10 protein-coding genes are annotated in these 12,933 nt (G+C 63.4%); 7 read left to right on the top strand and 3 right to left on the bottom strand.

Annotated elements, in window-relative coordinates:
- Positions 1 to 75: 75 nt before the first annotated feature.
- Positions 76 to 1,635: an acyl-CoA carboxylase subunit beta gene (locus ACH79_RS29295; protein WP_161854029.1), complete on the bottom strand. Its 1,560-nt coding sequence runs from the start codon at positions 1,633 to 1,635 to the stop codon at positions 76 to 78.
- The gene (locus ACH79_RS29290; RefSeq protein ID WP_161854028.1) at positions 1,565 to 2,542 is read right to left on the bottom strand and encodes an IclR family transcriptional regulator; all 978 of its coding nucleotides are present in this window, start codon (positions 2,540 to 2,542) and stop codon (positions 1,565 to 1,567) included. Before ACH79_RS29290 ends, ACH79_RS29295 begins: the two co-directional genes overlap by 71 nt.
- Before the next feature lie 141 nt (positions 2,543 to 2,683).
- Between ACH79_RS29290 and ACH79_RS29285 the strand changes: the two genes are divergently transcribed.
- From ACH79_RS29285 to ACH79_RS29255, 7 genes are all read left to right on the top strand, one after another.
- A complete protein-coding gene (locus ACH79_RS29285) occupies positions 2,684 to 2,905 on the top strand; it encodes an acetyl-CoA carboxylase biotin carboxyl carrier protein subunit (protein WP_161854027.1) in 222 nt (73 codons plus the stop codon).
- Between the two features lie 158 nt (positions 2,906 to 3,063).
- Entirely contained in the window at positions 3,064 to 4,227 is a 1,164-nt protein-coding gene (locus tag ACH79_RS29280; RefSeq protein WP_161854026.1) for a TAXI family TRAP transporter solute-binding subunit, read from the top strand.
- A 51-nt stretch (positions 4,228 to 4,278) separates the two neighbouring features.
- Positions 4,279 to 6,333 carry a TRAP transporter permease gene (locus ACH79_RS29275; RefSeq protein ID WP_161854025.1) on the top strand — a complete coding sequence of 685 codons (2,055 nt, stop codon included), beginning with the start codon at positions 4,279 to 4,281 and terminating at the stop codon, positions 6,331 to 6,333.
- 22 nt (positions 6,334 to 6,355) lie between these two features.
- Positions 6,356 to 8,215, top strand: coding sequence for a glutaminase A (glsA, locus tag ACH79_RS29270; RefSeq protein ID WP_161854024.1), 1,860 nt, complete (start codon positions 6,356 to 6,358; stop codon positions 8,213 to 8,215).
- A gap of 334 nt (positions 8,216 to 8,549) precedes the next feature.
- Positions 8,550 to 8,756: a DUF2892 domain-containing protein gene (locus tag ACH79_RS29265; protein ID WP_092512150.1), complete on the top strand. Its 207-nt coding sequence runs from the start codon at positions 8,550 to 8,552 to the stop codon at positions 8,754 to 8,756.
- Positions 8,757 to 8,761: 5 nt separating this feature from the next.
- Positions 8,762 to 9,307 carry an RNA polymerase sigma factor gene (locus ACH79_RS29260; RefSeq protein ID WP_161854023.1) on the top strand — a complete coding sequence of 182 codons (546 nt, stop codon included), beginning with the start codon at positions 8,762 to 8,764 and terminating at the stop codon, positions 9,305 to 9,307.
- Positions 9,308 to 9,691: 384 nt separating this feature from the next.
- Positions 9,692 to 10,195 (top strand): isoprenylcysteine carboxylmethyltransferase family protein, encoded by a 504-nt coding sequence (locus tag ACH79_RS29255; protein WP_161854022.1) that lies wholly within the window; start codon positions 9,692 to 9,694, stop codon positions 10,193 to 10,195.
- 230 nt (positions 10,196 to 10,425) lie between these two features.
- Here the strand turns inward: ACH79_RS29255 and ACH79_RS29250 are convergent, their stop codons facing one another.
- Complete coding sequence (locus tag ACH79_RS29250) at positions 10,426 to 12,759, bottom strand: Tex family protein (protein ID WP_161854021.1); 2,334 nt, start codon at positions 12,757 to 12,759, stop codon at positions 10,426 to 10,428.
- Between the last annotated feature and the right edge of the window lie 174 nt (positions 12,760 to 12,933).

Genomic DNA, 12,933 nt, shown 5'->3' with positions numbered 1-12,933 from the left:
CACCATCGCGCAGCTCGCTCGATGATGGATGGTGGGCACGCTTCGCTTTGCCCACCCTACGATTTCCGCGCAAGCTCACGGCCGCGTCGACATGTTGGTTGGCGGACCCACGCTGCGGATCGGCTCCGCCAATCGCGCGAATTCGCACAATAGCGAACGCGTTTTGCGGGGATCGATCACCTCCTCGACCCAGAATTTCTCGGCCGAGCGGAATGGCGAGCGCAGCTTGTTGAGGCGTTCCTCGATCTCTTTCAGCTTCAACGCCGGATCCTCGGCGGCGTCGATATCGGCGCGGTAGGCCGCTTCGATGCCGCCTTCCAGCGGCAACGAGCCCCAATAGGCCGACGGCCAGGCATAGCGCATCGAATAGCGGTTGGCCGGCTGATGCACGACACCGGCCACACCGAACGCGTTGCGCACGATGATGGTGCACCAGGGCACGGTCGACTGGTTCACGGCGGCCATCGCGCGCACGCCGTGCCGGATGGTCGCCGACTTCTCGGCCTCGAGCCCGATCATGAAACCGGGGCAATCCATCAAATAGACGACGGGCAGATGGAAGGTTTCGGCGAAATCGACCCAACGCACCACCTTCTGGCACGCTTCCGCCGTCCACGATCCGCCGTAGTGGAAGGGATCGCTGGCGAGCAGCAGCACCGCGCGGCCTTCCAGCCGGGCAAGCCCGGTAATGACCGGGCGGCCGAAATTGGAGTTCACTTCGAAGAACGAACCCTTGTCGACGACGGCGTCGATGATCGGGCGCATCTTGTAGACTTGGCGGCGGTTGCGCGGCACGGCCTTCAACAACGACTCGTCGGCGCGCTCCGGATCGTCGCTGCAGGGCGTGGTCGGCGGCAGGTCGTACACCGATGACGGCAGATAGGACAGAAAACGCCGCGCGCGTTCGAACGCCTCCTCCTCAGTGTCGACGGCATCATCGACACCGCCGGCGCGGGTCTGGATCTCGGCGCCGCCGAGCTCCTGTTTGGTCAAATCCTGGCCGAGGCGTTTGACGACCGGCGGTCCCGCAACAAACATCGCGGAATTCCGGGTCATGACCGAATAATGGCTGGCGGCCAGCCGCGCAGCGCCAAGGCCCGCGACCGAACCGATCCCGAGCGCGACCACGGGCACGCGCGCCATGTTCGCCGTCGTGAACCAGTACCAGCGGGTGCCGCCGACGCCGCCGGGCAGATTGGCCGCGCCGCGCGTCTCGATCGTCTTCACCGAACCGCCGCCGCCCGAGCCCTCGATCACGCGGATGATCGGCAGGCGGAAATCATGCGCCATTTCCTCGGCCATCAGCGGCTTGGCCGAAATCGAGGCGTCGGCCGAGCCGCCGCGCACGGTAAAATCATCGCCGACCACCACCACGGTACGGCCATCGACCCTGCCGCGGCCGAACACGCAGTTGGCCGGCGTCAGGTGCTTGAGTTCACTGCTCTCGTCGTATTCGGCAATGCCGGAAATCGCGCCGATCTCGTGGAAGGAATTCTTGTCGATCAGTCTGTCGATGCGCTCACGAACCGTGAGCCGGCCCTGGTCATGCTGGCGCTTGACCTTGTCAACGCCTCCCATCTCGCGCGCGAACGCTTCGCGCCGAGCGAGCTCGTCGAGCTCCGGCTTCCAGTTCATTCGTATCCTCCGTCTTGATGATCTTGTTGTTATTGTGGGGTCGCGCCGGAAGCGGCTTTCTTTCGATACGGTTGGCGAAGATGTCGCCCTCGGCGCCTTCGAGCAGGCCGCCGATCGCAACGCCGAGTTCGAGCATCTGCGGCGCCACTTCCCGGTGCAACCGTTCCTCGTCAAACATCGCGGCGAGAAGGCCGATCGTCACGACGACGAAGGTTTGATATTGCGGTGACCACACCGGCACCGCGCAGCCGTTGATATGCGGGCTCCAGGTGCCGCAGCCGACGACATAGCCGTGTTCGCGCAGATGGCGGCGATTGTCCTCGATGCGGGACTTCAACTGTTCCGCATTTTCCGGAATCTCGCGCTCCATTTCGGCGATCAAGGCGTCGCCGACGTCAGTGTCGAGCGCTGCGGTATAGGCAAAGCCGGCCGCGGTGCTCGTCATCGAAATGCGGCTGCCAGTGCCTTCGTGCAGGCCGAGCGCGTTCGCGGCGCGGGCGAATTCGAGATAGACCAGATGATAGCGGTCGGGAATTACGAAGCCGACGGTTCCCGGCAATTGATCGGCGACGTCCTGCAGCCGCAGCCGGATCAGGTTCCGAAGCTGCAACCCCTTCATCATCGAGGTGCTCATCGCCACCGCGCTTGGTCCGATGCGGTATTTCTGGTCGCGCGGCAGATAAACGAGTTGGCCCATCCGCGTCAGAGTGTGGGTGAGCCGCGACACCGTCGACCGCGGCAGGCCGCAGCGGCTGGAAATTTCCAGATTACCTAACCTTGCTTCATGACCCTCGAAGCAGCGCAGGACGTCGAACGCCCGCGACACCACCTGGATCACGTCACCCTCGCCCGCCAGATCGCTGGCGAGCATTCCCTGTTTGCTTAGCCTTTCCGAGCGTCTTCCCATTGTTATGGCTCCATGGCCTAATTCCGCCCTGCGGAACAAAATTCCACTTGCAGAACAAACTACCTCAGGCAATCTGCGGCCACAACAAAAAGCCGTTCACGAGGACAGCCTGTCCGTCAGACGGTCCCCGGGGAGAACGGAATGCCAGAAATCAAGATCGTCACCGAAGTCGCCGGCCGCGTGTGCGGGCTTCACGTCACAACCGGCGGCAATGTCGACGACGGCGACGAGATTGCGTTCGTCGAAGCGATGAAGATGGAAATTCCGGTGACGTCGACGGCATCAGGAAAGATAAAGGCCATCCTGGTCGAACTCGACGACGTCATTGCCGAAGGACAGGTCGTCGCCATCATCGAAGCTTAACAGTATCGCGGCATAGACTTGCTCGCGACATGTTCCGCGACAATCTGTCCAGCTTTGGTGTTGACGCACGTGTCCTAACGTTGCCATTGCAAGTAGCGAATGACATGATCAATGCGGACGAGAGAATTTCGCATCGCGAACCAATCTGAGGGGAAAATATGATTCACGGCTTGAAGGCGCTCGCGCCAATCGCCCTTGCGGGCATCTCATGGCTGGCCATGCCGGCGGCGTACGCCGATGACGTCAAGCTGCCGCCGACCATGGTGGTCACCGCCTATGACACCGGCACCGCGGGCTTCAACATCGCCGTCGGCGTCGGCAAAATGATGAAAGACAAATACGGCACCGACGTTCGCGTGCTGCCGGCCGGCAACGACGTGGCGCGGCTGGCGCCGCTGCGCGCCAAGCGCGCGGCCATGTCCGCGATGGGCTCCGGCTCCTATTTCGCCCAGGAAGGCGTGTTCGAATTCGGCACCAAGGAATGGGGTCCGCAAGCCCTGCAACTGGTGTTGTCTACCGTCGATTGCAACGGCGCTTCGCTCGGCGTCGCCAAGGATACCGGCGTGACCGAGATCAAGCAGCTCAAGGGCAAGCGCGTCGGCTTCGTGGTCGGTTCGCCGGCGCTGAACCAGAACGCGCTCGCGGTCCTGGCGTTCGGCGACCTCAAGCAAAGCGACGTCAAGGTCGTCGAGTTCTCGAGCTATGGCGCGATGTGGAAGGGCATGGTCAACAACGACGTCGATGCCGCCTTCGCCACCACCATTACTGGCCCGGCAAAGGAACTCGAGACATCGCCGCGGGGCATCGTCTGGCCGCCGCTGCCGCCCGGCGACAAGGCCGGCTGGGAACGCGTGAAAAAGGTTGGCTCGTTCTTCTTCCCGCACGTCGCGACCTGCGGCGCCGGCATCTCCAAGGACAAGCCGATCGAGCTCGGCAACTACCCCTATCCGATCTTCGTGTCTTACGGATCGCTGGCCGCGGACGAGGTCTATTCGATCACCAAGGCGATGATCACGGGCTACGACGCCTACAAGGATTCCGCGCCGGGCGCGGGCGGCCTTGCCGCCGACCGGCAGACCAAGAACTGGGTGGTTCCGGTGCATCCGGGCGCCGCGAAGGCGCTGAAGGAAGCCGGTCAGTGGACCGATGCACAGGAAGCTCACAACAAGGAATTGCTCAAGCGCCAGCAGGTTCTAGCAACCGCATGGGCGGACTACGGCAAGTCGAATCCGCCGTCGGACGACAAGGCGTTTCTCGACGGCTGGATGAAGGCGCGCGCGGCGGCGCTAGCAAAGGCGAACATGCCGAACGGCTTTGAATAGCACCGCCGCTATTCGCTCAAGTCGAAGGCCAACACCGTCTCGGGGGAAATGATGTCGAGCGATAGCGTAGTCGCGCCTGCAAAACGAATTGAGTTCGACGACCCGCATGCCAACATGCAGGAAGCCGAAGTCACGCGGGTGCGAACATTGCGTGGGGCCTGGCGCTGGGCGCTGGTTGTTGCCACCGCGGTAACCATCCTGCTGTGCATCAACCAGCAATTCTCGCTGCGCTTCTTCCTCGGCTATACGCAGCTCAACACCGAGTATTTTTATCTCCTGATCGCGCTGATGCTGCCGTTCACGTTCCTGATCTTTCCAGGAACCGGGAGCGCGCCGCTCGATCGAATTCCCTGGTATGACATCCTGCTTTTCGTTGTCACCTTCGCCTGCGCCATCCTCTTGATGCGCAGCGTCCGCAAGGCGGCTGAAGCCGGTTGGGAGTTCGGCGGCGCGCCGACGGACGTCATCGTCGCCGGCGTCATCATGTGGGTGGTGCTGATGGAGGCGTTGAGGCGCACCGGCGGCTGGAGCCTGCTGCTTAGCGTGCTGCCGTTTACGGTTTATCCACTGTTTGCAGATGCGAAGTGGCTGGGACCGTTCCGCGGCACACAATCGACGCTGGAACAGGCAACCTCCTATCATGTGCTGTCGGGCGAAAGCCTGCTCGGCATCCCGATCCAGGCCTTTGCCGACACCGTGATCGGCTTTCTGGTGTTCGGCACCGCGCTGATGATGACGGGCGCCGGAAAGTTTTTTATCAACCTGTCATTCTCGCTATGCGGCACCTTTCGCGGCGGCGCGGCAAAAGTCTGTATCTTCGCCTCCGGGCTGCTCGGCATGATGTCGGGTTCGATCATCTCCAACGTGCTGACCGCCGGCACCATGACCATTCCGGTCATGAAGAAGAGCGGCTTTCGCGCCTCTTATGCTGCCGCGATCGAGGCCTGCGCGTCGACCGGCGCCGTGCTGGCGCCGCCGGTGATGGGTGCGACCGCGTTCGTGATCGCGCAATTCCTCAACGTCAGCTACGCCGACGTCGCGCTCGCCGCGATCATTCCGGCGGTGCTCTATTACGCCGGACTGTTCATGCAGGTGGACTCCTATGCGGCGCGTCACAACCTGAAGGGCATTCCGCGTGCCGAACTGCCGAAGGTCTGGGATACGATCAAGGACGGCTGGTATTATGTCTTCGTCATCGCGCTCCTGATCGTGATGCTCTTGTATTTCAAGCGCGAGAGCCACGCGCCGTTCTACGCGACCGCGTTGCTGCTGGTCTTGAACCAGCTTTTCTCAAAGGACACGCGCTGGACGCTCTCGACCATTAACAAGTTCCTCGAGGTCAACGGGCGCACCTTTGTTGAGCTGGTCGGCATCCTCGCGGGCTGCGGCCTGCTGATCGGTGCGTTCTCGATGACCGGCGTCGTCTCCAGCCTCGCCAACGACCTGTTGCGGATCGCCGGCGACAATGCGTTGCTGCTGCTGGTGATGTGCGCCTTCACCAGCCTCGTCCTCGGGCTCGGGCTGACGACGACGGCCTGCTACATCTTCCTCGCCATCTTGGTGGCGCCCGCTTTGGAAAAGCTCGGCCTCAACCGCATGGCCGTGCACATGTTCATCTTCTACTGGGGCATGCTGTCCTCGATCACGCCGCCGGTCGCGATCGCCTCCTTTGCCGCGGCCGGCATAGCCGGCTCGCCGGCAATGAAGACGGGATGGGAATCGATGTGGGTCGGCAGCATCATCTATTTCATTCCGTTCTTCTTCGTGCTGAACCCGGCGCTGGTGTTGCAGGGACCAAGCCCGTATCTGGAAGGGCTCGGGCTGATGACGCTGGCGGGCTTCGGCACGCTGTTCATCTGCGGCGGCATCCAGGGCTATCAGGTGTTTGTCGGCGACCTCAGAGGCGCGGGCGCGCTGGAATGGCCGCTGCGGGTGTTGCTCATAATCGGCGGCTTCGTGATTGCCACGCCCGGCGGCGGCATCATGCCACTCTCGCAATGGCAGATCACCTCGCTCGGATTAGCGATCCTGATCCCGACCGTGCTGATCGCGCTGGTCCTGATAAGGCGCCAGACCCTGGCGCCGGGCCAGTTGCGCGCACCCTGATTGCGTTGCACAAGAGGAGGCGATGAAACAATCGCCTCCTCCGTTCAAGGCCGGCCCCGCGGCCTGGGCCAGTTCAAAGCCGCCTTTGCTGCGGTTCCTTAACGCCTGTCACGCCGATTTCACCCCCGAGACCGGCGGCGCCGTTGCCGACTACATTCCTGAACTCGGCAAGGCCGACCCTGCTCATTTCGGCATCAGCCTCGCCACCCTCGACGGCCATGTCTATGAGGTCGGCGACACCCAGGTCCCCTTCACCATTCAGTCGATGTCAAAACCGTTCGTGTTCGCGCTGGCGCTGGACACGCTGGGGGCGGCACGGGTCGAAAACGTGATCGGCGTCGAACCCTCGGGCGATCCTTTCAACTCGATCCGCCTCAACGCCGAAAACCATCCCTTCAACCCAATGGTCAATGCCGGCGCGATCGCCTGCTCCGGCCTCATCTACGAGGCCAAGGGCAATGCCGCGTTCGACTACATCCGGCAGGCGCTGGGACGGTTTGCCGGGCGTGAGCTCGATGTCGACGACGCCGTCTATGCTTCCGAAAGCTTAACCGGCGACCGCAACCGGGCGATCGGCTATCTCCTGCGCACCAACGCCGTCATCAAGGATAACGTGGCCGCCGTGCTGGAGGTCTATTTCCGGCAATGCGCCATCCTGGTCACAGCGCGCGATATCGCGGTCATGGCGGCCACGCTTGCCAATCGCGGCGTCAATCCGGTGACCGGCGAACAGGTGTTGAGCGTCTACGCCATCTCGCGCACGCTTTCGGTCATGACGAGCTCCGGCATGTACGACTATGCGGGAGAATGGATCTACCGGATCGGCATCCCCGCCAAAAGCGGCGTCGGCGGCGGCATCCTCGCGGCGCTCCCGGCCCGGCTCGGGCTCGGTAGCTATTCGCCGAAGCTCGACAAGCACGGCAACAGCGTACGCGGCATCAAGGTCTGCGAGGCGCTGTCGTCGCATTACGACCTGCATATGCTGAACCGCAGCGACGACGCGCGCAACAGCATCATCGCCGATTACGACATCGGCAACAGCCCGTCGCGGCGCGTGCGGCGCGCACGGGAACAGAACATCCTCGCCGCGCATCACGAGGACGTCCGCGTCATCGAGCTGGTCGGGACGCTGTCGTTTTCAAACGTCGATTACGTCTCGCGCCAGTTGGCGGCCAAGCCGCGCCCGCAACTGGTTATTTTCGACCTGCGCCGCGTCACCGCCATGACCCGCGCCGGCGCCCGCCTGCTCGCCGAGGAATTCCGCGAGCTCGCCGCGCACCACGTCACGGTGATCCTCTCCGGTATCAGGCGCGCGTCGCCGGACTGGAAAATGATCGCGGAATGGACGGAAGGCCTCACCAACATCCGCAACTACTATCTGCTCGATGCCGCGATCGAATGGGCGGAAGACCAGCTGGTGTACCGCTACGGCGGCGCGATCGACTTCTTCGATGCCACCGAATTGTCCGAACAATCGCTGCTGGCGGGATTGACGGACGAGGAACTGACCGATCTCGCCTCGCTCGCGTCGATCAGGACCTATCAAACCGGCGAGAAGATCATCTCTGCGGGAGAAGTCGCCACATCCCTGTTCTTCCTCCGCAGTGGCGCCGTCCACGTCACCCTGCCCGACGGCATCCGCCTCGCGACGCTCACGGCGGGAATGCCCTTTGGCGAAATGGCGCTGCTGGAGTCGCATCGTTCGGCCGACGTGCTGGCCGACATGGCCGCGACCGCCTACGAAATTTCGCTGCGCGATTTCGAACGTTTCCGGAAACAACATCCGCGCGCCGGCGAGCGCATCATGCGCAACCTCGCGCAACTATTGGCCGACCGCCTGATCCTCGCCAACGCCAAGCTGAATGTGCTGACGTCGGGGTAATTCCGGCAGGCGTCCGCTGCTGGCCGCAAACCGGTCATTGGTCAGGCGCTAGCCGCTAAGGGCCATTAGCGACTAATGCAGTGCAGCAAATAGCGTCCTATTCGATCACCTCTTCGGCGCGGGCGGGAGTTTTGCCGGATCGTATGTCCACACCCCGGCGACCCGATGCCGGCGTTCCTCAGCGGCCCAGGCCCGCACCCGACGCCCACGCCAGCCTGCTGAAGCTGCCACCCCCTCAAATTATTTTTTGTGCCGCGACCCCGGCGCCGGGTTTGCGCCCTCTTGTCTGGGTGAATGCGCCATAGCGGCGCGTCACGAACCGGAGCACAGAACCATGTGGTATAGGAAGAACGTTGGCGGGTGGGAGCGCGCGGCCAGGTTGATCGGCGGAGGCTTGATGCTCATCTGCGGCGTGGTTGCGCTGCACGCTTCGCCGCTCGGGCTACTGCTCAGCGGCGCGGGTGTCGTGACTCTGGTCACCGGCGTGTTCGGCTATTGCCCTGCCTGCGCCATCGCCGGGCGCGAGCCACTGAAGGGGTGACCGCCTTGGCGCGCGTATCAGACGATATCTTGCTCGCGGCACAGTCGGGTGACCGGCACGCGCTGACACAGCTATTGGTGGCGCTGCAGCCGGACATTCGACGCTACGCCCGGCGCCTTTGCCACCGCACCTCGGTCATCGAAGATGTGGTGCAAGAAGCCCTCATCGTCGTGTACCGGCGCGTGGGTACGATCCGCAGTCCAGCCGCACTCGCCGGCTGGCTGCTGACCGTCATCGCCCGCCTTTGCATGCTGCCGGCGCTGATGCTGATACGCGGAGTCGAGGAGCTCGCCAGCCTGGAAGAGTCACGCGAGCTCGCAAAGGTCCCGCCGGACGAGTTACGCATGGACTTGGTCAATGCGATCGAGTCGCTTTCGCCGTCCCATCGCGAAGTGCTGCTGCTGCGAGATCTCGAAGATCTGACGATTGGGGAAATCGCCGGGCGGCTCGGCGTGACGCGCGAAGCGGCCAAGAGCCGCCTGCGCCGCGCCCGCGCGTTGGTGCGCGAATACTTGCTCGGCACAAAGGACAGCGGACGAGAGAGCACATGAATTACTTTCGTGGAGTCGGCATGTTCGGGAGCGCCTTCCTGGGCGCACACCTGATGCGCGGCGCAGCTGCGGCGGCGCTACTCGCTTGGGCCATCGTCCACCAGACCGCGCACCCTTGGCTATCCTTGGGCGCGGGCGTTGCCGCCCTCGTCGCGCTACGCGGATGCCCGATGTGCTGGACTGTGGGCTTGGTCGAGACGCTTTCGCAGGGCCGTCGCGATTCAACGATAAGATAGTTGTTGGCGTGCGTGAGCCGGCGCCTCGATGTCGGGGCTGGCGCGCCGCGGCCGATGATGATGGGCACTACGTGTTCGCCGTAATGGCGCTATGATGCAACGGTTCAATTTTGCCGACCGCCTTGCGACAGGACGGGAAGGAGGTGCCATGCCGAAAACGATCGCGGTATTGGGCTCTGCTCTATTCTTCGTCGTCGCGCCCTTGGTGCTGGCGGGGTTCGTCCCATGGTGGATCACACATTGGGAGTTCCGGCCGGCTTTTTTCGGCTTTGAACTGACCCGCGCCATCGGACTTATGTTGATCATTGCCGGAGTGCCCGGAGTTGTGGATTCGTTCGCGCGGTTTGCACTGCAGGGGCTGGGAACGTCAGCCCCGATCGCGCCGACACAGAAGCTGGTGGTCACGGGTCTCTATCGCTACGTGCGAAATCCGATTTACGTCGGGGTCGCTGCTGTCATTTTTGGTCAAGCGCTTTTATTCGGCGATTGGCGCCTCCTCTGGTATGCCGCGCTGCTCTGGCTCTTTTTCCACGTCTTCGTCTTGGTGTACGAAGAACCAACGCTCAAGCAGACGTTTGGCGCGCAGTACGAGGACTTTCGGGCCAACGTCCCGCGCTGGGTTCCACGGCTGACCCCATGGCGAGTCCCGTAACGCGAGCATCATGACGACGGGCACTGCCTTCGCTAAGGTCCATGCGCGCCTCTCCTCCCTGATCAGGTGCAGCAGCTGCGGCGGCGCCATGTCGGCTTGGGGTCTTGGCCGTCATCGACCAGTGGGCCAACGAAGTCCGCTTTTCCCTTCCCAAGCAGTCAAGCGCCTTGCCAAGAGCCGCCCCTCCTCAAGCAGCGATGCGCCTCGAAGGATGAAGCCACCGGCCGCGCCTACCCCGCCTTGCCCCGCCCGTTCTTTTCGGCAGCGCGACGTAGCGCCTCCGCGAGCGCACCGCCCTGCTCCTGCGGCTTGCGCGGCGACGACGACGTCATCGACGCTTTGGAAAACTCACGCGGCTTGCCCTGGGATGGACGGTCGCTCTTGGCACCGACTTCGTCGTCGAGCCGCAGCGTCAGCGCGATGCGCTTGCGGGCGACCTCGACCTCCAGCACCTTGACCTTGACGATATCGCCCGGCTTCACCACCTCGCGCGGGTCCTTGATGAAGTTCTTCGACATTGCCGAGATGTGCACCAGGCCGTCCTGGTGCACGCCGATGTCGACGAAGGCGCCGAAGGCCGCGACGTTGGTCACCGTACCTTCCAGGATCATGCCGGGCTTGAGGTCCTTGATCTCCTCGACGCCCTCCTTGAACACCGCCGCCTTGAACGCCGGACGCGGATCGCGGCCGGGCTTTTCCAGTTCGCGTAGGATGTCGGTGACCGTGGGCAAACCAAAAGTTTCGTCGACAAAGGCCTGCGGCTTCAACTGGCGTACGACATCGGCGTTGCCGATCAGCGCCTTGATGTCGCTCTTGGTGGCAGTGAGGATCCGCCGCACCACCGGATAGGATTCGGGGTGCACGCCGGACGCATCGAGCGGGTCTTCACCGCCATTGATGCGCAGGAAGCCGGCGCATTGCTCGAACGCCTTGGGCCCGAGCCGCGGCACCTGCTTCAGATCTTTCCGCGACTTGAACGGTCCGTTGGCGTCGCGATGCTGCACGATGCTTTGCGCAAGCCCCGCGCCGATACCCGATACCCGCGCCAACAGCGGCGCGGAAGCGGTGTTGGCATCGACGCCGACGGCGTTCACGCAATCCTCGACCACGGCATCCAGCGAGCGCGCCAGCTTGGACTCGCCGAGGTCATGCTGGTACTGGCCGACGCCGATTGCCTTCGGGTCGATCTTGACGAGTTCGGCGAGCGGGTCCTGCAGGCGCCGGGCGATCGAGACCGCGCCGCGCAAGGTGACGTCGAGTTCCGGCAATTCTTCGGATGCAAAGGCCGAGGCGGAGTACACGGACGCCCCGGCCTCCGACACCACGATCTTCGACATTTTCAGATCCGGAAGCAGCTTGACGAGCTCCGTCGCCAGCTTGTCGGTCTCGCGCGAAGCGGTGCCGTTGCCGATTGCGATCAGGTCGACGCGGTGCTGGACCGCGAGCTTGCCCAGCGTCGCCAGCGCCTCGTTCCACTGCCGCTGCGGTTCGTGCGGATAAATCGTCGTGGTCGCGACTACCTTCCCCGTCGCGTCGACGATGGCGGTCTTGACGCCGGAGCGGTAGCCGGGATCAAGTCCCATGGTGACGCGCGCGCCGGCCGGCGCGGCCAGCAGCAAATCGCGCAGGTTCGAGGCGAACACTCGGACGCCCTCGGTCTCGGCGGCGGTCCACAGGCGCATGCGCAAATCGATGTTGAGATGCACCTGGATCTTGGTGCGCCACGCCCAGCGCGCGGTATCGACCAGCCAGCGGTCGCCCGGACGCTTCTGATCGGTGATGCCGAAGCGCTGCATGATCTTCAGTTCATAGGCGCTGGGAACGCCGGGCTCGGGCACAGTGGCCTCGGGCTGGATCTGCAGTTCGAGGATTTCTTCCTTCTCGCCTCGAAATAGCGCGAGGATACGGTGCGACGGCAGCTTGTGGAGGGCTCCGTTGTACTCGAAATAGTCCGCGAATTTCTCGCCCTCGGTCTTCTTGCCCTTGCGCACCGTGGACGTCATCAGGCCGTTCGACCACATATCCTCGCGCAAGCGCCCAATCAGATCGGCATCTTCGGCAAAACGCTCCACCAGGATCGCACGCGCGCCTTCGAGGGCCGCGGCGACATCCGCTACCTGCTTCTCGGCGTCGACATAGCCCGCGGCAACGACCTGCGGATCGTTTTGCGGCTGCGTCAGCAGCAGCTCGGACAACGGCTCGAGGCCAGCCTCCTTGGCGATCTCGGCCTTGGTGCGGCGCTTCGGCTTGAACGGCAAATAGATGTCTTCCAGACGGCCCTTGGTGTCGGCTGCCATGATCTGGGCTTCCAGCGCGGCGTCGAGCTTGCCCTGCTCGCGGATCGAATCGAGGATCGCCACCCGGCGCGCTTCGAGCTCGCGCAAATAGGTCAGGCGCTCTTCCAGCGTGCGCAACTGCGCATCGTCGAGGCCGCCGGTGATTTCCTTGCGGTAGCGCGCCACGAACGGCACCGTGGCGCCGCCATCCAGCAGTTCGACGGTTGCCGCGATCTGCTCTTCGCGGACGCCAAGCTCTTGCGCAATCTGTCGGTTGATATTTGCCACGCGACCTCATTCCAAAGCCGTTTGCGGCGGGATAACCGGCCGCGGGGACGCAGCTTATGGACCATCTCGGATTGATTTGCCAACCCGCCGCAGGAAAGAAATTGATCTGTGGATCGGCCCTCTCGGTCGACCTCAGCACCCGGGAATCGCAGGAAAAACACGCCGAGATAAGGG

Origin of the sequence: Bradyrhizobium sp. CCBAU 051011 (genome assembly GCF_009930815.1) — a bacterium.
GTDB lineage: Bacteria > Pseudomonadota > Alphaproteobacteria > Rhizobiales > Xanthobacteraceae > Bradyrhizobium.
The sequence above is the reverse complement of the archived record's forward strand: the minus strand, read 5'-3'. Positions and strand labels throughout refer to the sequence as shown.

Bases quoted from the DNA above. Each gene is read 5' to 3' on its own strand.
- ACH79_RS29290 (WP_161854028.1), bottom strand. From the start codon at position 2,542: ATGGGAAGACGCTCGGAAAGGCTAAGCAAACAGGGAATGCTCGCCAGC.
- ACH79_RS29285 (WP_161854027.1), top strand. From the start codon at position 2,684: ATGCCAGAAATCAAGATCGTCACCGAAGTCGCCGGCCGCGTGTGCGGG.
- ACH79_RS29295 (WP_161854029.1), bottom strand. From the start codon at position 1,635: ATGAACTGGAAGCCGGAGCTCGACGAGCTCGCTCGGCGCGAAGCGTTC.
- ACH79_RS29275 (WP_161854025.1), top strand. From the start codon at position 4,279: ATGTCGAGCGATAGCGTAGTCGCGCCTGCAAAACGAATTGAGTTCGAC.
- ACH79_RS29265 (WP_092512150.1), top strand. From the start codon at position 8,550: ATGTGGTATAGGAAGAACGTTGGCGGGTGGGAGCGCGCGGCCAGGTTG.
- ACH79_RS29255 (WP_161854022.1), top strand. From the start codon at position 9,692: ATGCCGAAAACGATCGCGGTATTGGGCTCTGCTCTATTCTTCGTCGTC.
- glsA (WP_161854024.1), top strand. From the start codon at position 6,356: ATGAAACAATCGCCTCCTCCGTTCAAGGCCGGCCCCGCGGCCTGGGCC.
- ACH79_RS29280 (WP_161854026.1), top strand. From the start codon at position 3,064: ATGATTCACGGCTTGAAGGCGCTCGCGCCAATCGCCCTTGCGGGCATC.